The organism is Neobacillus sp. PS3-34, from assembly GCF_030915465.1.
Lineage (GTDB): Bacteria > Bacillota > Bacilli > Bacillales > Cytobacillaceae > Neobacillus_A.
This window is the reverse complement of record NZ_CP133267.1, coordinates 3,317,896-3,336,530: the sequence shown is the minus strand read 5'-3', so window position 1 is coordinate 3,336,530 and position 18,635 is coordinate 3,317,896. Positions and strand designations below refer to the sequence as shown.

Sequence of the window (18,635 nt, the reverse complement as noted above, 5' to 3'; positions counted from 1 at the left end):
GGAAGCAAAGTTGTTAATATTGTGTAAATCCGTTTAAAATGATAGTAATCTTCAGAAAATAGAGTTAAAATAAGGTTAGATGTATGACATCTGAGTATGCACTACAACCATCCATGAAAAGGAGTTGTCTGCGGAAAAGAAATTACATAACTGAAGGCTCTTACTTCAATGTCGATCGCAGGAATATGCCATAGGTTTGAAAAAAGGATAGGGAGTGGTTTTTTGAAACCTTCGACTAACCGGATGTTAAACCGTATCAAATGCATCTACATGTTTATTTGTAAGAACGGAATGGTTTCCACACAACAGCTTGTAGAGGAATTTGGTATCACTCCTCGCACGATTCAAAGAGACTTAAATGTCCTGGTTTATAATGACCTGGTAATCAGTCCTAGCCGGGGAAAATGGACAACTACGAAGAAAAAAGTAAAAATGACCTCGTAAATATATTAGAAAAATATGGCATTCACCAAGTACTTAGGCGAATGCCTTAGTTTTTCTTATGCGTTCAGAATTTATGGATATAAATTCTGATTAGCTAAAAAAAATCGCCCAGCACTTGGGCGATTTTTCTATATAACTTGATATTCTTTCAGTAATTGTATTTCCTCATCTTCCAATTCCCTGTACTCTCCGAGCTCAAGCGTATCATCCAACTTAAGCGGGCCCATGGACATTCTTTTTAAGTAAACAACCCTCTTGCCCACTGACTCAAACATCCGTTTTACTTGATGGAATTTCCCTTCAGTTATCGTCAGTTCAATGTCGGACATTAAGCCGGATTTCAGGATTACCAGGTCCCCTGGCTTAGTATAGTAACCATCATCCAAAGTTACTCCATTTTTAAAAGCTTTGACGTCTTCTTCGGTCACTTCCCCTTCGATTACCGCAAAGTAAGTCTTTGGGACATGTTTCTTTGGCGACAGCAAACGGTGGGAAAGCTGGCCATTGTTTGTAATCAGCAGAAGCCCTTCTGTATCCTTATCAAGCCTTCCGACCGGAAAAGGATTATATACCTGATCTTCAAGCTCCAATAAATCGATGACTGTTTCCTCTCTTGTATCTTCTGTAGCGGACAGAACACCTGGGGGCTTGTTCATCATTAAATATATGAATTCTTTATATTCGATTCTATCTCCATTCAATGTTACATTCTCATTGATTGGATCCACATGCTGTTTTGCATCCTTTACAACAATATCATTCACTTTGACAGCACCATCTTTTAGAAGCTTCTTCACTTCTTTCCGGCTGCCAAAACCGAGATTAGCCAGCAGTTTATCTATCCTCATTCTAGCCCTCCTGACATTCTATACTGGAAGTCTTAACTTTCTCTTCAGATTATCTACTCTTTCACCAAACAAATGATAGACAAATCTTGTTTTAAAACTAAGGTAAATATAAATTGCCGCCCCAACAGTACCACAGATTAATATGATTAAAATCGACTGCATCGCTGAGTCAGGAGACAGGAACAGCAATGTTCCTCTGTAGACAGCGTATGTTCCTGCCCACATCAATGCTGAAAAAATGACAATCAGCATACTCCGTCTCAAAACGAGCCTGAAACTAAAACGTGAATAAGATTTTATTACATAAAGGTTGATTAGTATGGCCGCTAAGTATCCAAGTGTTGTTGCCAGAATTGCACCCCTTGTTTCCATCAATTTTATGAGCGGAATATTCAGCGTTAATTTTATAAGAAGCCCTGTCAGCAAACTAAGAATGGTAAAACGCTGTTCGTTAATACCCTGCAAGATCGCAGCCGTAACAGAATATAGCGCAAAGAGAATGGCTACCGGGGCATAAGCCCGCAATACTTCAGTACCCGCGGAAAGATGCTCATAAAAAACGGTATAAACTGGCTCTGCCAATAAGGACAAACCAACCACTGCCGGAAGCGTCAGGTACAACAATACCTGGAATGCCTGATTTAGCTGATAGTTCATGCTTTTTTTGTCATTTTCAATGAACGCCTTCGTTATGCTCGGTACGAGTGTCAATGAAAAGGCAGTCGCGAGCGATACGGGTATGATGACAAGCTTATGGGACTGGAAGTTCAAAATGGAAAAGGCATCCTCTGCATGCTTCTCCATTCCAATTGCCGACATCGCCCTGCTAAAGGTCATTTGGTCTATAAACTGGAAAAGTGGGTTCGCAATTCCCACAAATACAAACGGTGCGGCATAAATTAAAATCTCTTTGTACATTTGTTTTAGGGAAACATCCATTGTCCCCTTATCCTGCAGCAAAAGCTCGTCCAAATACGGCTTCCGTTTATACCAGTACCAGAATAATACTGCTAAACTGCCGATTGCTCCGATAAATGCAGCAAAGGTAGCAACACTAACCGCTGTGACCAGGCTTCCTTTTAGTACATTTAAAACAACATATGCACCTGCGAGCGTGAAAACAACCCGGACAATCTGTTCGACCACCTGTGAAACAGCGGAAGGCCCATAGATTGATGGCCTTGGAAAAAGCCTCGGATCAGGCTCATGAATGGCACAACAATCAACGCAAAGCTTACTGCCCGGATTACAGTCACAACATTTTTCACATTTGAAAGCTCTTCTTTTCCGTGTAAGCTCAAGATAGCAAGCTTAGGCGCGGCCAGATATAAAATAAGAAACGAGAGCATGCCAGATAAGAGCATGATGACAAGCCCTGATTTAAACAGCTTTCTACCGACCGCATATTCCTCAAGTGCATTATACTTAGAGATGAATTTCGAAACTGCAAGTGGTACGCCTGCTGTTGCAATACTGATAAAAATCGTATAAGGAACGTATGAATACTGGTATAAAGCCGTTCCATGCGAACCGACAATCTTATAAAATGGCAATACATAAATTAAACCAAGCACCTTCGAAAGCATGGTACCAATAGTTAAAATAAACGTTCCTCTTAATAACTTAGATGACATAGAATCCCTTCCTAATAGAAAAGCGCAAGCGCAATTGGCGCATGTGCTAAACAATTTCACGTGTGCGTTAGCCAAAGGAAATTCGGCAATTTTCGCACACTATTAGTAGTTTACTCTTCTTTTCCCTCAGACGCTACTAACATTCCATGCATTTTAAAAAATTCCTTTTTAACAGTGTTTTCTTTTCAGCATGGTTGGAAATGTTTATAATGAATGAAGTAAATTGGACGAAATTGAGTTGATGAATGAATGGAATTTGATGTAATTGTAATTGGCGGCGGCCCTTCAGGATTAATGGCTTCCATAGCTGCTGGCGAGAAAGGTGCCCGAGTATTGTTAATAGATAAAGGGGACAAGCTTGGCAGAAAGCTGGCTATATCCGGTGGCGGCAGATGCAATGTCACGAACCGCCTTCCAGTAGAAGAAATTATTAAGCACCTTCCAGGGAACGGAAAATTTTTGTACAGTGCTTTCTCGATTTTTAATAATGAAGACATTATCAGGTTTTTTGAAAAGTTAGGAATCGCTTTAAAAGAAGAAGATCATGGCAGGATGTTCCCGGTCTCGGACAAGGCCAGTCAGTAGTCGATGCTCTATTAACTAGGATTGAAGAGCTAAACATCAAGGTTTGGAAAAATTCACCCGTCAAGGATGTCTTTTATGAAGACGATAAAACTGCGGCAGTTCTGCTAAAGGATGGAAATAAGATCAATGCCGGCTCAGTGGTCATAGCTGCAGGAGGAAAGTCCGTGCCGCACACAGGTTCAACCGGAGATGGCTACGCCTGGGCGAAAAAGCAGGCCACACGATAACAGACCTATTCCCGACAGAGGTTCCGGTCACATCCAGAGAGCCCTTTATTAAAAATAAAACTCTGCAGGGTTTATCATTAAGGGATATTAATTTAAGTGTATTAAATCCTAAAGGAAAACCACTGATTACCCACAGGATGGATATGATTTTTACCCACTTCGGCATAAGCGGTCCAGCAGTCCTGCGATGCAGCCAATTTGTAGTCAAAGCGATGAAAAAATGGAATCTCCAAGAGGTAACAATGAATCTTGATGCACTTCCCGACAAATCAGAGGAAGCACTTTTTCAGGAAATTTTGGCGCTTATTAAAAATGACCCGAAGAAAAGCATCAAAAACTGCCTAAAAGGGCTGATTCCAGAGCGATATTTAATATTCCTGCTCGAACAAAACAATATTGACCCTGCGGCACAGTGCGGAACAATCAGCAATGAAAAAATTCGTTCCTTTGCGAAAAGCTGCAAACAGCTCACTTTCCTGGTGAATGGCACCCTGCCGCTTGAAAAGGCGTTTGTTACTGGTGGAGGCATATCGATAAAAGAAATTGAGCCCCAGACAATGGCATCCAAATTAATGAATGGCCTGTATTTTTGCGGAGAAATCCTTGATATCCATGGCTATACCGGCGGATACAATATTACAGCTGCCCTTGTTACCTGCCGTTAGCTGGAACCAATGCTGCAAACTTTTCTTTAGGGAGATAAAATTTTCGAAAATATCAGGCCTGATTGCGGTCAGGCCTGTAAATAATCATGGCTGAAAAACAATAGATTTGTTCCTCTTCTACATCCTCCTGAATGGCAGCCACATTATATTTAATATCAAGCAGTTTTTTCTCATCCAGCCCTTTTAAAAACCGGTTCATTTCCCATTCCAAATCCTTTTCATGCTCGCGATCAAATAACTTGACCTGTATCAATAGTCCTCCTCCTTTCCCTTTTTTCTATCATTCTATCCATTTTTACTGAATTTTAAAAAGAAGCTTGATGGATTAAAATTATTGTGCAAAAAATTGGGTATAAAAAAGAATATGGATATATAAAAACGGGAACTAGTGAGGAAACTAAACAAATCCCTAACGATTAAATACAGAAAGAAGGGAAATAATGGGAGACTTTGTCCAACTTTTAAAAAGAGGAAATAAATCCGCCTTTTTGGCTGCCATTGTTAATGCAGTGGTGGCAGTCATTAAAGGAACAGCTTTTATGTTTACTGGAAATGTTGCAATGTTCGCTGAAACCATGCACAGCCTCGGAGATACAGCTAATCAGCTATTTGTTTTCATTGGGTCGGCCTTAAGTAAAAAGATGCCGACCGATCGCTTTCCTAATGGATTTGGAAGATTAGTAAATCTTGTCCTGCTCGGGGCTGTCCTTATAGTAGGAATAATGTCTTTCGAAACAATAAAAGAAGGATATAGACATATTATCCACCCGACAGAATCCCAAGGTTTTTTCATCAATATTTCAGTCCTTGCATGTGCTACGGTTTTGGAATCATTGGTTCTATTTAAAGCGATGAATGAAATTCTCCACGAAAATAATGTAAAAGCTAAAGGGATTGAAATATTCAAGCAAAGCTTTGCCCATTTGGGACAGGCAAAACCGGCAACCAAGCTGGTTTTCCTGGAGGATTTAGTCGCAACTGGCGGAGGCATTTTGGCTATACTTTCTGTCATTGTTGCTCACTATACGCCGTTTCATCAATCAGAGGGAATTGCTTCCATAATGATTGGCGGCCTGATGTTTTACGTTGTTGCCAAGGTGTTTTTAGATAATGCAGCTGGAGTACTCGGAGTGGCAGATGAAATAATGGAAGAAAAAATCGGCAATATGATTATGGCTGACCCCGATGTAAGGGATATCCAGGAAATATACGTGATAAAAGAGGGCGAAGAAGTCCATGTGGAAGTTGAAATAGAAATTGACCCGAACTTGACCATTGCTGCTGCAGATGATATTAAAGACCGGTTAGAAAAGAAAATATTTGCCGAAAAAGGCGTAGCAGATGTCATCATTGAGTTCGATGAAGATGACGGAGTGGCGAACTGGCAGGAGGAAAAGGTGGATTCAGGTTCCAAATAATATAGTTGTATTTAAAAAAAGGCTGCCTCATGAACCGTTAACAACGGTCCACCGGGCAGCCTTTTCACTTAAGAACTTACTTTACATCACCAGTCCACTCGAGCATTCCGCCTACCATATTGCGAACCTTGTATCCCTGGTCCTTAAGATAGTAGCAGACATTTTCACTACGACGGCTCGAGCGGCAAATAAAGATATATTCTTTGTCTTTATTAAAATAATCAAGATTAGCAGGTATATCACCCATACGGATGTGCTTTGCTCCAGGAATCATCCCTTGCTCAACCTCTTCATCCTCGCGTACATCCACAAGCTCAAGCTGTTCGCCTGCTTCGAGCTTATTTTTTAATTCTTCCGTTGAGATTGTTTCAATTCTTTCCATTTTCCATAACTTCCTTCCCGGTAACCATCCTCCTGATCCTGCCAGGAGGATGGTTTCTTTTTTAGTTCGCAACAATGTTAACGAGCTTGCCGGGAACAGTGATGACTTTCCTGACTGTTTTCCCTTCCACTTGCTCTTTAACCCTTTCATCTGCCATGGCAATTTGCTCTAACGCTTCCTTGCTTGCATCAGCGGCTACCAATAATTTTGCCTTTACCTTGCCATTTACCTGTAAAACAATTTCCACTTCATCATCGACCAGCTTCGCTTCATCGTATGAAGGCCATTGTTCGTAGGTAATCGTTCCGCTGTGGCCAAGCTTTTCCCATAATTCCTCGGCAATGTGAGGACAGATTGGCGAAAGCATTTTTACAAACCCTTCCACGTATTCTTTTGGCAATACAGCTGATTTGTATGCTTCATTTATGAATACCATCATCTGTGAAATGGCTGTATTGAATCTTAAGCCTTCGTAATCCTCGGTTACTTTTTTAACCGTCTGATGGTAAACCTTCTCCAAATTAGCTGCTTTTTCATTTATCTGGATTTTCGGACTTAGCTCTCCGTTTTCTTCCACTAACAAGCGCCATATACGATCAAGGAAACGACGTGAACCGTCAAGCCCGTTTGTAGACCAGGCGATAGAAGCATCCAGCGGCCCCATAAACATTTCGTATAAACGCAATGTATCTGCGCCATGGCTTTCGACGATATCATCCGGATTCACGACGTTGCCCTTTGATTTACTCATTTTCTCATTGTTTTCGCCCAAGATCATACCCTGATTAAACAGCCTTTGGAACGGTTCCTTCGTTGAAACAACACCGATATCATATAAAAACTTGTGCCAGAACCGCGCGTATAGTAAGTGAAGAACAGCATGCTCAGCACCGCCGATATAAATATCAACAGGAAGCCATTCCTTTAATTTTTCTGGATCTGCAAGAGCCTGATCGTTTTTCGGGTCGATATAGCGCAAATAGTACCAGCAGCTTCCGCCCCATTGCGGCATAGTGTTTGTTTCACGGCGCCCTTTTTTGCCTGTTGCCGGATCCGTTACATTTACCCAGTCCTCAATATTAGCTAATGGTGATTCCCCAGTACCAGAAGGCCTGATTTCCGTTGTTTTTGGTAAAATTAATGGCAGTTCATTTTCCGGTATTGCAGTAGATGTGCCATCTTCCCAATGGATAATTGGAATCGGCTCACCCCAATAACGCTGGCGGCTGAATAACCAGTCACGAAGGCGATATGTCACTTTCTTCGTGCCAATACCTTTCTCCTCTAACCAGGAAATCATCTCTTTAATGGCTTCGTCTTTTTGCAATCCATCTAAAAACTCAGAGTTGATATGTGCACCTTCACCTGAATATGCTTCCTTCTCAATATTTCCACCTGCGACAACTTCAACAATCGGAAGCTTGAATTCCTTCGCAAATTCATAATCACGTTCATCATGTGCAGGTACAGCCATAATTGCGCCGGTTCCGTAGCTTACAAGTACATAATCCGCAATCCAGATTGGCATTTTTTGTCCATTTGCAGGATTGATTGCGTAAGCTCCAGTGAAAACACCCGTCTTTTCTTTGGCAAGATCAGTCCGTTCCAAATCGCTCTTCATCTTTACCTTGCTTAAATAAGCTTCTACAGCCTCTCGCTGCTCATCCGTTGTAATTTTAGCCACCAATGAATGCTCCGGAGCAAGAACTGCATATGTTGCACCAAACAGTGTATCTGGACGAGTCGTGAAAACAGTAAATGTCTCATCCATTCCATTAATTGCAAAGGTCACCTCTGCGCCTTCTGAACGGCCAATCCAGTTTCTCTGCATATCCTTTAAGCTTTCCGGCCAATCCAATTCTTCAAGATCCTCAAGCAAGCGGTCTGCATATTCGGTAATTCTAAGTATCCATTGCTTCATCGGCCTGCGTTCAACCGGGTCTGCCGCCGCGTTCACTCTTGCCATCAATAACTTCTTCATTGGCTAAAACCGTACCCAAAGCCGGGCACCAGTTCACGGCCACTTCATCAATATAAGCAAGGCCTTTTCATAAAGCTTTAAGAAAATCCATTGTGTCCATTTGTAAAATTCAGGATCGGTCGTACTAATCTCTCGATCCCAATCATATGAAAATCCAAGCTCTTTTATTTGGCGGCGGAATGTGTCGATATTTTTTTTAGTAAATTGGCCGGATCATTTCCTGTATCAAGTGCATATTGTTCAGCTGGAAGGCCGAATGCATCCCAACCCATTGGATGAAGCACATTATAGCCCTGCATCCGCTTATGGCGGGATAAAATATCCGTCGCTGTATATCCTTCCGGGTGACCAACATGGAGTCCGGCTCCAGATGGATACGGGAACATATCCAAAGCGTAAAAATTCTTTTTACCCTTTTCTTCACTTGTTTTAAATGTTTTTTCTTCTTCCCATTTTTTTTGCCATTTTTTTTCGATTTTCTGATGCTTGAAACTCATGTAAATTCCTCCTCAAATAAAAAAATCCCCTCATCCCAAAAAATTGGGACGAGAGGATTGTATCTTCCCGCGGTACCACCCACATTAGTGTTTTAACACTCGCTTCATTCATCCTTAACGCGGAAAACGGCAAATATTACTTGACTTCACATTTGCAACTCAAAGGCGAGTTCATGATTTCCCCGGCTGGCTTGCACCGACCGCCAACTCTCTACAGCGGGGATTGATCACTACTGCTCCTTTTCACAGTTCCTGACCTATTCGTTTTTGCTTAGTGTTATTTTATATAATTTCCCATTAAGATGCAAGCTTGCTGGCACTGATTTTAAAAAATGTGCTACAAACCAATGTAAAACGTTTAGGATGGGAGATTTACAGATACCTTTTTTACTTCCTTCAATTTCCTGTCATAGACAATAGTTGTAAAAATCGATATAAAGAACAATATAATTAATACGACAAACAGCATGGATATACCATACCAATCCACAAGCATCCCGCCGAGGAGCAGCCTAATCATTCTTCCTCCAGTTGCTGTACTATTGACAATCCCCTGATAAAAGCCCTCACGCCCCTTTGGAGCCAGGTCATTTGCCACCGTCGGGACTGCCGGCCAAATCAGCATTTCACCAAAGGTCAAAATAATCATACCGCTTAAAAAGCCGGAAAACGCTGTGACATTTGCGGCGACCAAAAAAGCGGCAATAAAAATAATATTTCCAATTATCATTTGGACCTTAAGCGTACTTGTGAATTTCTTATGAAATAGGATGAGTAACGGCTGGCCAAGCACGATAAGAGCCCCATTAATCGTCCATAACAAACTGTACTGTGTTAATGAAATATGAACTTCCTGGGTATAGGCAGCAATCGTGGTTTGCCACTGTACATATGCGACCCAGCAAAGAAGGTAGCCAACACACAGGACGAGAAGGGCATAAAGCTTTTTATAGCTTTTAACTGCAGTGTTTTCCCGAAGAATGGACGTCTGATTTGCATTGTCCACTTCAATACCCTTATAGCCAAAAATAGCAATTAACAAAAAGATCAAATACATTAAAGTATTTGCCAAAAAGATGAGCTGGAATGAATAATCGGCTACGATTCCTCCAAGTGCAGCACCGATGGCTACCCCCAGATTCTGAGCAACATAAATAGCGTTAAATGCCTTCCTGCCCCCTTCCTTCCACACAGCTCCAGCCATCGCATACATGGAAGGGAAAACGATTCCTGACCCAAAACCCACAACTGTAAAAAAAACTATATATGCCGGCCATCCATGCCAAAGGGTCAAGCCAATAAGTGAAGCCAAAGAAATCCCGATCCCTAATAAAATGGTTTTATAGCCGCCAATTTTGTCAAAAAGGCTGCCGCCAAACAGGTTTCCAACAACACTGGCTGCAGAGTTCAGCATTAGGACAAAACCAGCAACAGTTAGTGACTTTCCTAAATGCTGATGGATATAGATTGTATTTAAAGGCCATAAAAAAGAAGAGCCAGTAACATTTACTGCCATCCCGATAATTAAGAGCCATAATGCACGCGGCATGAAAAACGCTCCTTTAAATAGAAAAGCTCAAGTACATAAATTAGCCCAGTACTTAAACTAAACTTATTGTATTTTGTTTCGAACACCCAAGTAATTTTAGACTTTTTCACCAAACCTTGCAATCCTTTTTCGTTGTACTTATTTCCTATTTTTTTGACAATCGGAATCGTCAGTTGTTTTCTTATTATTATCCTGTAAAAATAATCAAAAAGAAAAGCTGTTTTCGTTTACTTTGTTGCTAGTTAAGGAGTAGTTGATTTCCACTCCAGGATGCTCGCTTTCCGCGGGGCGGGCGGTGAGCCTCCTCGGCGCACAGCGCCTGTGGGGTCTCACCTGTCCCGCTGCTCCCGCAGGAGTCTCGCACCTTCCGCTCCAATCAACTTCTTTTTCAAGGATTTGCTTTTAAAACCTATCTGCAAAACAACAATCTTTTAGAAAACAGCTACAAGAAAACACCGAATCCATAGCGGATCCAGTGTTTTCTGCAAGTATCTTATCTTAAAATGTTCCTCAGGAAGACTGATTCTGTTCCTGGTGAAACTTTGATTTTACAGGCTGTCCGCCTTTTTTTTCATAGGCTTTCTTGGATTCCTTGACCGGGTCAATGTCTCTTCCCAGCTCAATATCCTGATTGTTCAAACCATTTCTTGTTTTTTGTTCCGGGTTATTTTTCTTAGAGCGTTTTTTCACCATCACATTTCCCCCATCCTGCAAAAATTAAAGTTATTGCAAAATCATCGTGTTTTGAAGCTGCTGAATCTGCAATCTCATCCTGTGCAGCTGTTCCCTCTGCTGGGCATTAGCGCTATGCGCCAAATGGCACAATTCGTTATACGTATCTTCGAGCTCCTGCAAAGCACCTGTATAGTTATCATTGTTATATTGCTCCTGCAGGCTGCTTTCCCTGAACTGGTCCTGGGCATATCGAATAGCGTCCTCACATTTTTGCAGGAAATCTTCCATCGATTGGCGAGTAGCCATCATAAAACCCCTTTCCTAAAGGCAGGTAAACCCTGCCCATCTTCTGAAGCAAACTGCTTCATTTCTTATTGTGTTCACAACTTATTTTCCTATCACAACTTGCCATTGATAATTGCTTCCATCACTAAAAGGAACAATTTCAATTGGATAAGAGTTCTTCTTCATGTTAAAATTCAGTTTGTGCGGCTAAGATTTCCGCATATTTTTAATTTTAAAAGCATAAAGGAGGTTACTGAATGCTTCAGACCAACCCTTTTCCATATGCAGCAGATGTAAAAAGATATCATACATGGAACTACCATTTGCGCCAGCAATTTGGCCATAAGGTTTTTAAAGTTGCCTTAGACGGGGGTTTTGACTGCCCAAACCGTGACGGCACGGTTGCCCACGGAGGCTGTACGTTTTGCAGTGCGGCAGGATCAGGGGATTTTGCCGGTAATAGGGTGGATGACCTAGAAATTCAGTTCCGTGAAATAAAAGAAAAAATGCATACAAAATGGAAAGACGGTAAATACATGGCTTATTTTCAGGCCTTTACGAATACTCATGCCCCTGTTGAGGTTCTTCGGGAAAAATACGAACCGGTATTAAAGGAAGATGGCGTGATCGGTATATCAATAGCCACCCGTCCCGATTGCCTGCCTGACGACGTCGTCGAATACCTGGCAGAGCTGAACCAGCGGACATATTTATGGGTAGAGCTGGCCTGCAGACAGTCCACGAACGGACTGCTTTATTGATTAACCGCGCGCATGATTTTCAATGCTATGTGGAAGGCGTAAAAAAACTTCGTAAGCATGGTATCAGAATCTGCTCCCATATCATCAACGGGCTCCCGCTTGAATCAAATGAAATGATGATGGAAACAGCCAGAGAGGCTGGCGAAGCTCGATGTGCAGGGTATCAAAATCCATCTTCTTCATTTATTGAAGGGTACACCTATGGTAAAACAATACGAAAAAGGTATGCTTGAGTTCCTTTCTTTTGATCATTATGTAAGCTTAGTTTGCGACCAGCTAGAGATCCTACCCCCTGAAATGATTGTTCATCGAATTACAGGTGACGGCCCGATTGACCTTATGGTTGGACCGATGTGGAGCGTAAATAAGTGGGAAGTTTTAAATGCCATCGATGCGGAGCTGAAAAAGCGGGACAGCTGGCAGGGTAAATTTTATTCACATGAGGATGTGTTTAAAAGATGAAGCTGGATGGAATTTTACCATTTGCCCGGACGTTAATCCAAAAGGCCGTTCACGAGGGCGATATTACGGTGGATGCCACACTGGGCAATGGTTATGATTCGCTTTTTTTGGCCAATTTGGTTGGGGAATCAGGAAGAGTTTACAGCTTTGATGTTCAGGAAGACGCTATCCTGGCTAGCAAAGCTCGTTTGGCCCAGCATGGTCTTTCAGAAAGAGTAACTCTTTTTCATGAAGGACATGAGAATGTCAGCACGTGCATTCCCCCAGTTCATCACGGAAAAATTAAGGCTGCCATATTCAATCTGGGCTATCTGCCTGGAAGCGATAAATCGGTCGTCACCAAACCCGTTACTACTATTTCTGCTGTAGGGCAGCTTATAGAAATAATGGCCCTGGCGGAATCATCGTTCTTGTTATTTACCATGGCCATCCCGAAGGTGCAGTAGAACGTGATTATTTGCAGAGATATTCGAAACAAATTGACCAAAATGTCGCACACGTCCTGCAATACCAGTTTATTAATCAAAAAAATAAACCGCCCTTCATTGTGGCAATCGAAAAAAGATGAAAGGGACTGATCTTGCGGAACAGTCCCTTTCATCTTTTTTCATTATTTAAAAATCAGCCGTGTTATACTGGCTGGTGTCCATTTTTGCAGCGAACGATAGATACGCCCATTTATGTAAAAGAAGTAGCTGACACCGCCACTCGACTTAATCATTTCTCTGGCCAGCTTCCTGACAATTTTCTGTCTCCGTACCTTTTCATCAGAAAGATAAACGCCAAGCAGACCCCGGTTGATCATTTTATGGAAGGATTTATGTGGAAGGTGTTCGGTATGACGGTCCGCTTCCTCAACAAAATGCGTAAGCCGAGAAAAGAGCTGGCTTTGATTTTCATAATAAAAACAAAAATTCAAATCCCCGCCTTCAAGATCCTCTTCCTGATCGATAAAATAATCAAGCAAAATATGTAAGCCCTGAATATAGGGAAAATAACCCTCGCGAATATTGTCCGCGTCCTTTTGGGTAAAGTCATCCCTCATAGCATATGACACTAAGCAAAAAATCCCTAAGGTAGACCCCGAACAAGCTGAAAACTCATACCATTCCATCTGGGGTAATTCTGATTTATAACGGTCAAACCAATCCATCAGCCTGGGGACACGTTCCTCTTGCACAACATGCTTATGAATCTGTAAATCACAGTAGTATTCGCATAGCTCGCTAAGGTAATCCTTTACCAATCCATAATGGGGAAGCTCTCTCATAACAGATCGGCACGTTTCAGAAAGCTCGGCCAAATAATTGCCATCCTCCTGATCTTCCCGAAATCTATAATAATTTTTTTTAACTGACTCAAGCTTCACCGCATCTGCCATCGATTCATGCAGGGCGGCAAAGTCTGCCGGATCCAGTGATGTGCTTCGGTCACAAAGATTATCAAGGTAATCACTAATCGTCTGGTAAGCAACAATGAATTTTACAGCAAGCTTGTAATGTTCATTTGCCATTAGAGCCAGGATGGCGCCTCCCTCACAATGGAAGGTCTTACTTTCAATACTGGCGAGGCTGCATTCTTAATTCCGGATTGGGAATTTGTTCGGCCCGGCTTCTCCAATATGCAAGCTCATGGTGGACAGCGGGCATGATCTTACGGTACACCCTGGACATTAAGCTGATAGGCATCATAGAAACTGACAATCTCCCTTACAATATATAGCCAATTGCTTTTAGCTGGCTTTTGACAAAATCTTGAGCATATTCGAATACTTCTTCTCGTTCTGGTTCATTAAAAATCTCATGATAGCATTTAGGCCATTCCTTAAATCTCTTTTCAGAAAGAGGAACACGGTTGAACCATTCTTTCACCTTGTCTTTTTTGACGATTTTGTCATCGCCACCCTGCATGACAAGCATTGGTATATCCTGGATTTTTTCGATGTTCATAAAGGCAAGCTTGATTCCTTCCACCAGCTCCCGATACCATCTTACTGACACCTTTGTTACATAAAGCGTGTCATTCACGTCCGCTTCACGGACATCCATATTCCTTGTGGCCATATCGACTGTCAGCCCTGAGTTCATTCTAAGGGCAGGTAAAAGAGTATTCAGCCCAAAAGAAACGACATTAAGGAATTTAGATGGTTCATGTACCAGTCCAAGGCATGGTGAAGAGAGAATGGCACCAGCGATATTCAGGCGTTCCTCCTGGAGAAGGCGGATGGTTATCAGCCCTCCCATGCTGTGCCCAAGCAAAAAGACTGGTAATTCGTATTGATAGGCAGCCTGCACCCAATCCTTCACTTCGAAGATATATTCATCAAAGGAATCGATATGCCCTCTCCGTGAACGGGTTGTCATTCCCTGGCCAGGAAGATCTCCCATGATTACGTGAAAGCCGGACAGGCGCCACATTTCAATCAGCCAGCCGTAGCGGCGATGATGCTCCATCGCTCCATGAACCATTACGATGACCGCTTTCGCTTCTCCTTCAGCTTCCCATTTCCACATTTTTTTCACTCCTAAAAATAAATATCCTATCAGGAATAGACTCCCGCAGAAATATAAAATAACTATTACAATAGTAGTACTATATCATATTCACCTAAAATTTCAGTATGAAATGCTTTTACGGGCACTGCAAATTTCGATAAAATGAAGACATCATTTCCAGAGGAGAGTGCACATGATTTATCCATATAAGGGTAAATACCCTAAAATCGCTGATACCGCATTTATTGCTGATTACGCCACCATAACGGGTGACGTCGAAATCGGAGAAGAATCGAGCGTTTGGTTTAATACGGTCATAAGAGGTGATGTTGCCCCAACCATCGTCGGAAACCGTGTGAATATACAGGATAATTCCGTCCTTCACCAGAGCCCGAACAATCCGCTTATTCTCGAGGACGAAGTAACCATTGGCCACCAGGTCATCCTTCATAGCTGCATCATTAGAAAAAAAGCATTAATAGGGATGGGATCCATTATTCTTGATCAGGCTGAAATCGGTGAAGGAGCCTTTATTGGTGCTGGAAGCCTTGTCCCACAAGGAAAGAAAATACCTCCCAATACACTTGCTTTTGGCAGGCCTGCTAAAGTGATCAGGGAATTAAACGCAGATGACATCAAGGATATGGAGAGGATCTCCAGAGAGTATGCTGAAAAAGGAGCCTATTACCGATCCTTGAAGGATTAATCTTAATCAAACCTCATACTTCTTAGTATGAGCTTTTTTGTCTTAACAAAACCAAATATACTGCCGATAATATAGGTAAAGATTGTTTAGAAATAAAAGGTGATTTTCATGAATACGTTATATTTAATCATTGCCTTCCTCGTACTAATTCTTCTGCAGCTGATTCGAATGCTTAAGAAAAGCGCCAGTTTATTGAGGTCTGCGATTTTCTCACTATTTATATTTTTAATGATCGTCTCTGCGTTCATTATGGATAATTTTCTGCCAGGACATGCAGCCAAAGCCTACAGTACAATTAAAAACCTGGTATATTCCCCGGCAGTTAAAACCGGAATGTTTCTTGAAGACCATTTACAAATACCCATTATCAAAATAAAAGACCGGGTACAACTAGACGCCCCTGTTGTGAGGCAATTCCCTGAGCTCCCACGCGGCTGTGAAGTAACCAGTTTAGCTATGCTTCTTGGCCATGCAGGCATAGCAGTTGATAAGCTGACACTTGCAAAAGAAGTAAAAAAGGATTTGACGCCTTATAAAATTGATGCCGGCAAGGTTTATTTTGGCAACCCAAACAATGGTTTCGTCGGAAATATGTACGATTTCCAGAAACCAGGATTGGGCGTTTTTCATGCACCCATCAGTGCGCTTGCAGAAAAATATCTGCCTGGAAGGATTGATGACTTATCGGGCGGCGATTTCCAAGAATTAAAAATTCATCTTTCCGATGGCCGCCCTGTTTGGGTGATAACCAATACTACTTACCAAAAGCTTGATGAAAGCCAATTCCAATATTGGAATACTCCTTCCGGCCTATTAAAAATAACCTATAAAGAGCATGCTGTATTATTAACCGGCTATAATAAAGATTTCGTCTTTTTCAATGATCCTTTGACCGGCGAAAAAAATAAAAAAGCACCCATAAAGGATTTTGAAGAATCCTGGGTGCAAATGGGAAGGCAGGCAATTACCTACCTTCCAAGTTAGTTTCTTGCCGTTTGTAGAGTTGCTTCTTGTTCAAAGGAATATTTCTTTTCTACATACACTTGATGCCAGACCATGAACGACAGGACAGTCCAAATCTTGCGGCTATTATCCGCTTTACCCTGGCAATGATCTTCAAGAAGCTTCAGCATATATGTTTTGTTGAATAAATGGTCCGTGTTGCTTTCACGGATTATTTTTTTCGCCCATTCGTTCATTTCATTTTTCAGCCAATGGCGGATCGGAACCGGGAAGCCAAGCTTCTTACGGTTAAGCACATGATCAGGAACTACTCCTTCCGCTGCCTTGCGGAGAATGTATTTCGTTGTTCCATTTGCCGTTTTCAGGCTTGTCGGAATTCTTGAAGCTGTTTCAAAAACAGCTTTATCAAGGAAAGGCACGCGTAATTCCAGTGAATGAGCCATCGTCATTTTATCAGCCTTCAGTAAGATATCGCCACGCATCCAAGTGTGGATATCAATATATTGCATCCGGTCAACCGGGTCATAGCCGGCACTTTCCTGATATAAAGGTTTCGTAATGTCTGTATAGTCCAATCCATTACGGTACACATTCAGCAATTCACGCTTTTCTTCTTCAGTAAACATCTTTGCATTACCGATATAGCGTTCTTCCATTGGTGTTACGCCGCGCTCAATAAAGCTCTTTCCTTTTGTTCCCTCCGGCATCATGCTGGCAATTCCTTTTAACAGCACTTTCCCGACACGAGGAATTTTGTTGAATACTTCAAGTGATTGCGGCTCGCGATAAATATTGTAACCGCCGAACAGTTCATCTGCACCTTCACCGGAAAGAACAACCGTTACATGCTTTCTTGCTTCACGTGCTACAAAATAAAGCGGAACGCAAGCAGGGTCTGCAAGTGGATCGTCCATATGCCACATGATTTTAGGCAGTTCATCCATATATTCCTTTGGTGTAATCACATAGCTGATATTTTCGACACCCAGTCTGTCAGCCGTTTCTTTGGCTACATCAATTTCACTGAAGCCATTGTGTTCAAAGCCGACTGAGAACGTCTTGATTGCCGGGTGGTATTCTTTTGCAATCGACGCAATGATGGAAGAATCGATACCTCCAGAAAGGAAGGAACCGACAGGAACATCGCTTCGCATATGCATTTTCACTGAATCAAATAGAACATCTTTGATTTCTTTGATGAACTCATTTTCTGATTTTTGAACAGGCTGGAAAAGGGCTTTCCAATAACGCTTCATTTGCATTGGTTCGCCTATTTTTTTTGTGAAATAATGACCTGGTTCTAGCTTATGGATACCTGCTGACATTGTTTCAGGCTCTGGTACGAACTGATACGTCAGGTAATGCTGCAGGGAATCGTAATTCAATACATCATTTTCGAGTGCGAGAAGGATGCTCTTCTTCTCAGATGCAAAGAAAGTGCGTTCACCATCCTCAAAATAGAAAAATGGTTTGATTCCGAATGGATCCCTCGCCCCATAAAGTGTCTGCTCCTGCTTATCCCAGATAACAAACGAGAACATTCCCCGAAGCTTTTCAACAGCCTTTTCTTTTAAATGGCTGTAAAGAGCGATGATTACCTCTGTATCCGAACTTGTTGCAAACGATAATCCCTCTTTTAGCAGCTCTTCTCGAAGTTCAACATAGTTGTAAACCTCGCCGTTAAAGATAATCCAATACCGCTCATTTTCATAAGTAAGGGGCTGATGCCCGCTTTCAATATCGATAATGCTCAAACGCCTGAAACCGAACTGGATATGCTCATCATAAAAAAATCCGTCATCATCCGGTCCCCGGTGTGTAATAATATCATTCATATTTTTAAATTGCTCTTTTTGTTCGTCACGATAAATTTGTGCTTTGTCGTGTACACAACCAATGAAACCACACATTATGTACGTCACCTACTCCGTTTCTAACAAATTCGTTTTTGTATTACCTCGAAAAATCATACCATCTAATACTAACACTAAAAAAGAAAAAATGGCACTTAGAACCTTAAAGGAAAAATTAAACATCAACAGAAGTTTACACGTTTTA

General features: G+C 41.8%; 12 protein-coding genes, 6 pseudogenes and 1 other annotated feature. Of the genes and pseudogenes, 7 read left to right on the top strand and 11 right to left on the bottom strand.

The features are described 5' to 3' along the window. Positions 1-222: 222 nt before the first annotated feature. The gene (locus RCG23_RS17305) at positions 223-444 is read left to right on the top strand and encodes a DeoR family transcriptional regulator (protein ID WP_308176703.1); all 222 of its coding nucleotides are present in this window, start codon (positions 223-225) and stop codon (positions 442-444) included. Positions 445-572: 128 nt separating this feature from the next. Here the strand turns inward: RCG23_RS17305 and RCG23_RS17300 are convergent, their stop codons facing one another. Together RCG23_RS17300 and RCG23_RS17295 are read right to left on the bottom strand one after the other, a co-directional pair. After that, positions 573-1,292 carry a pseudouridine synthase gene (locus RCG23_RS17300; protein WP_308176702.1) on the bottom strand — a complete coding sequence of 240 codons (720 nt, stop codon included), beginning with the start codon at positions 1,290-1,292 and terminating at the stop codon, positions 573-575. Between the two features lie 18 nt (positions 1,293-1,310). Beyond that, positions 1,311-2,926 (bottom strand): annotated as a pseudogene (locus RCG23_RS17295) (oligosaccharide flippase family protein). A 249-nt stretch (positions 2,927-3,175) separates the two neighbouring features. On the opposite strand from RCG23_RS17295, the pseudogene RCG23_RS17290 reads away from it, so the two are divergent. Next, positions 3,176-4,441: pseudogene (locus tag RCG23_RS17290) on the top strand (NAD(P)/FAD-dependent oxidoreductase). Positions 4,442-4,455: 14 nt separating this feature from the next. Here the strand turns inward: RCG23_RS17290 and RCG23_RS17285 are convergent. Then, positions 4,456-4,656 (bottom strand): sporulation protein Cse60, encoded by a 201-nt coding sequence (locus RCG23_RS17285; RefSeq protein ID WP_308176701.1) that lies wholly within the window; start codon positions 4,654-4,656, stop codon positions 4,456-4,458. A 187-nt stretch (positions 4,657-4,843) separates the two neighbouring features. Here RCG23_RS17285 and RCG23_RS17280 point away from each other — a divergent pair, with 187 nt between their 5' ends. Continuing rightward, entirely contained in the window at positions 4,844-5,821 is a 978-nt protein-coding gene (locus RCG23_RS17280; RefSeq protein ID WP_308176700.1) for a cation diffusion facilitator family transporter, read from the top strand. A 76-nt stretch (positions 5,822-5,897) separates the two neighbouring features. Here RCG23_RS17280 and RCG23_RS17275 read toward each other — a convergent pair whose 3' ends face one another. The 5 genes and pseudogenes from RCG23_RS17275 to RCG23_RS17255 all read right to left on the bottom strand — a co-directional run bounded on the left by RCG23_RS17275 (position 5,898) and on the right by RCG23_RS17255 (position 11,211). Further along, positions 5,898-6,203, bottom strand: coding sequence for a rhodanese-like domain-containing protein (locus tag RCG23_RS17275; RefSeq protein ID WP_308176699.1), 306 nt, complete (start codon positions 6,201-6,203; stop codon positions 5,898-5,900). A gap of 61 nt (positions 6,204-6,264) precedes the next feature. Further along, positions 6,265-8,681 (bottom strand): annotated as a pseudogene (leuS, locus tag RCG23_RS17270) (leucine--tRNA ligase). Between the two features lie 41 nt (positions 8,682-8,722). Further along, positions 8,723-8,937: a binding site (T-box leader), on the bottom strand. Between the two features lie 102 nt (positions 8,938-9,039). After that, positions 9,040-10,230, bottom strand: coding sequence for an MDR family MFS transporter (locus RCG23_RS17265; RefSeq protein ID WP_308176698.1), 1,191 nt, complete (start codon positions 10,228-10,230; stop codon positions 9,040-9,042). 510 nt (positions 10,231-10,740) lie between these two features. Next, entirely contained in the window at positions 10,741-10,920 is a 180-nt protein-coding gene (locus RCG23_RS17260; RefSeq protein ID WP_308180093.1) for a glycogen biosynthesis protein GlgD, read from the bottom strand. A gap of 33 nt (positions 10,921-10,953) precedes the next feature. Then, positions 10,954-11,211 carry a YtzC family protein gene (locus RCG23_RS17255; RefSeq protein WP_308180092.1) on the bottom strand — a complete coding sequence of 86 codons (258 nt, stop codon included), beginning with the start codon at positions 11,209-11,211 and terminating at the stop codon, positions 10,954-10,956. A gap of 236 nt (positions 11,212-11,447) precedes the next feature. Here RCG23_RS17255 and RCG23_RS17250 point away from each other — a divergent pair. Both RCG23_RS17250 and RCG23_RS17245 read left to right on the top strand, forming a co-directional pair. Continuing rightward, positions 11,448-12,413, top strand: a pseudogene (locus RCG23_RS17250) (TIGR01212 family radical SAM protein). Continuing rightward, positions 12,410-12,981: pseudogene (locus RCG23_RS17245) on the top strand (class I SAM-dependent methyltransferase). Before RCG23_RS17250 ends, RCG23_RS17245 begins: the two co-directional pseudogenes overlap by 4 nt. A 42-nt stretch (positions 12,982-13,023) precedes the next feature. Here the strand turns inward: RCG23_RS17245 and RCG23_RS17240 are convergent. Both RCG23_RS17240 and RCG23_RS17235 read right to left on the bottom strand, forming a co-directional pair. Beyond that, positions 13,024-14,104: pseudogene (locus RCG23_RS17240) on the bottom strand (tetraprenyl-beta-curcumene synthase family protein). 18 nt (positions 14,105-14,122) lie between these two features. Next, the gene (locus RCG23_RS17235; protein ID WP_308176697.1) at positions 14,123-14,926 is read right to left on the bottom strand and encodes an alpha/beta fold hydrolase; all 804 of its coding nucleotides are present in this window, start codon (positions 14,924-14,926) and stop codon (positions 14,123-14,125) included. A 175-nt stretch (positions 14,927-15,101) separates the two neighbouring features. Between RCG23_RS17235 and RCG23_RS17230 the strand changes: the two genes are divergently transcribed. Continuing rightward, positions 15,102-15,614 (top strand): gamma carbonic anhydrase, encoded by a 513-nt coding sequence (locus RCG23_RS17230; protein ID WP_308176696.1) that lies wholly within the window; start codon positions 15,102-15,104, stop codon positions 15,612-15,614. Between the two features lie 108 nt (positions 15,615-15,722). Beyond that, the gene (locus tag RCG23_RS17225) at positions 15,723-16,598 is read left to right on the top strand and encodes a C39 family peptidase (protein ID WP_308176695.1); all 876 of its coding nucleotides are present in this window, start codon (positions 15,723-15,725) and stop codon (positions 16,596-16,598) included. On the opposite strand, the gene asnB is transcribed toward RCG23_RS17225, so the two are convergent. After that, positions 16,595-18,487: an asparagine synthase (glutamine-hydrolyzing) gene (gene asnB / locus RCG23_RS17220; RefSeq protein ID WP_308176694.1), complete on the bottom strand. Its 1,893-nt coding sequence runs from the start codon at positions 18,485-18,487 to the stop codon at positions 16,595-16,597. The genes RCG23_RS17225 and asnB overlap by 4 nt on opposite strands. Between the last annotated feature and the right edge of the window lie 148 nt (positions 18,488-18,635).

Excerpts from the sequence above, each read along its gene's own strand:
- RCG23_RS17300 (WP_308176702.1), bottom strand. The coding sequence starts at position 1,292 with ATGAGGATAGATAAACTGCTGGCTAATCTCGGTTTTGGCAGCCGGAAA.
- RCG23_RS17280 (WP_308176700.1), top strand. The coding sequence starts at position 4,844 with ATGGGAGACTTTGTCCAACTTTTAAAAAGAGGAAATAAATCCGCCTTT.
- RCG23_RS17275 (WP_308176699.1), bottom strand. The coding sequence starts at position 6,203 with ATGGAAAGAATTGAAACAATCTCAACGGAAGAATTAAAAAATAAGCTC.
- RCG23_RS17265 (WP_308176698.1), bottom strand. The coding sequence starts at position 10,230 with ATGCCGCGTGCATTATGGCTCTTAATTATCGGGATGGCAGTAAATGTT.
- RCG23_RS17255 (WP_308180092.1), bottom strand. The coding sequence starts at position 11,211 with ATGGCTACTCGCCAATCGATGGAAGATTTCCTGCAAAAATGTGAGGAC.
- RCG23_RS17235 (WP_308176697.1), bottom strand. The coding sequence starts at position 14,926 with ATGTGGAAATGGGAAGCTGAAGGAGAAGCGAAAGCGGTCATCGTAATG.
- RCG23_RS17230 (WP_308176696.1), top strand. The coding sequence starts at position 15,102 with ATGATTTATCCATATAAGGGTAAATACCCTAAAATCGCTGATACCGCA.
- RCG23_RS17225 (WP_308176695.1), top strand. The coding sequence starts at position 15,723 with ATGAATACGTTATATTTAATCATTGCCTTCCTCGTACTAATTCTTCTG.
- asnB (WP_308176694.1), bottom strand. The coding sequence starts at position 18,487 with ATGTGTGGTTTCATTGGTTGTGTACACGACAAAGCACAAATTTATCGT.